The organism is Variovorax sp. LG9.2, assembly GCF_035018885.1.
Lineage (GTDB): Bacteria > Pseudomonadota > Gammaproteobacteria > Burkholderiales > Burkholderiaceae_C > Variovorax.
Genome location: NZ_JASJXB010000082.1, coordinates 1 through 1,530, shown reverse-complemented (window position 1 = coordinate 1,530; position 1,530 = coordinate 1). Strand labels below are relative to the sequence as shown.

Annotated in this window: 2 protein-coding genes; both read left to right on the top strand. The window is 64.8% G+C overall.

All coding sequences use genetic code 11. From position 1 onward, the window contains the following. Positions 1–427 (top strand): IS66 family insertion sequence element accessory protein TnpB (gene tnpB / locus QN413_RS26945; RefSeq protein WP_323499626.1); only part of this gene is annotated, 427 nt, incomplete at its 5' end. A gap of 104 nt (positions 428–531) precedes the next feature. Next, positions 532–1,530 (top strand): IS66 family transposase (gene tnpC / locus QN413_RS26940; RefSeq protein ID WP_416352257.1); only part of this gene is annotated, 999 nt, incomplete at its 3' end.

Here is a 1,530-nt window from a genome sequence, read left to right as displayed (position 1 = left end):
GCGTCCTGCGCCGCCTGGTTGCACGAGTGGCTCCGGTGAGCGGCCCATGATCCGCATCGAGGCGATCTGGTTGGCCATCGAACCGATCGACATGCGCGCAGGCGTCGACACTGCCCTGGCGCGCGTCGTCAAGGTCTTCGGTGCTGCGAAGGCACACCATGCCTATCTCTTTGCCAACCGACGCGCCAACCGCATGAAGGTGCTCGTGCACGACGGCTTCGGCCTGTGGCTGTGCGCGCGCCGGCTGCACCAGGGCCATTTCGTTTGGCCGCATTTGACATCGACATCGATGTCAGTACCGGGCACGCCCGACGCACCACCATCCTTGACGCTGAGCCGCGCACAACTCGACGCCCTGGTGCTTGGCCTGCCCTGGCAGCGCCTCGCAGATGCAGGGGCCGGTGCGGGTGCAATCCACATCATCTGAGCTTGCGTTGCCACTGACTTTGCGCGGCAAGTTCATTGGCATCGTCCTGCAATCGGTGGCTGCCCCGATAGGCAAGAAGACGCCTGTGCGGCACCATCGAGGCCATGGTGAATGCGACCAAGATCAATGACCTCGACGAACTCGACGCCGTGCAATTGCGCGAGTTGGTGCGCGGCCTGATCGAACGCGCTGGCCATCAGCAACGCGTCATCGAAGCGCACGACCAGATCATCGCCACCAAGGATCGCGAGATCCACTTCAAGCAAACCAAGGTCGACCAACTCACCCACGAGATCGCCATGCTGCGGCGCTGGAAGTTCGCCGCGCGCAGCGAGCGCCTGAACGCCGAGCAGCGCAGCCTCTTGGACGAAACCCTGGACGTCGACATTGCGGCCATAGAGCAGGAGCTCGAACAACTCGCTGCGGTGCCGAGCGGCGAGAAGACCAAACAAGTTCCTCGTCGCGCGCCACTGCCGGCGCACCTGCCACGCACCGAGGTTCACCACGAACCCGAGAGCACCACTTGCGCGTGCGGCTGCGCGCTGCAGCGCATTGGCCAGGACATGGCCGAGCGACTGGACTACGTGCCCGGCGTCTTCACGGTCGAGCGCCACATTCGCGGCAAATGGGCCTGCACGACCTGCCAGACGCTGATGCAGGCACCAGTGCCTGCGCAGATCATTGACAAGGGCATCCCCACGGCCGGCCTGCTGGCCCAAGTGATGGTGGCCAAGTACGCTGATCACTTGCCGCTGTACCGTCAGGAGAGCATCTTCGGACGCGCCGGCTTCGCCATTCCGCGTTCCACGCTGGGTGCCTGGGTGGGCATGTGTGGGGTGCAGTTGCAGCCGCTGGTCGATGCGCTCAGGTCTGCAGTGCTCGCTCATCGCGTGCTGCACGCGGACGAGACGCCGGTGGCGATGCTCAAGCCGGGTCAGGGCAAGACGCATCGCGCCTACCTCTGGGCTTATGCGCCCGGAGCCTTCGAGGACTTGAGGGCGGTGATCTACGACTTCACCGAGAGCCGGGCGGGCTCACATGCCCGAGACTTCCTCGGGGACTGGCGCGGCAGCCTGGTGTGCGACGACTTCAGTGGCTACAAG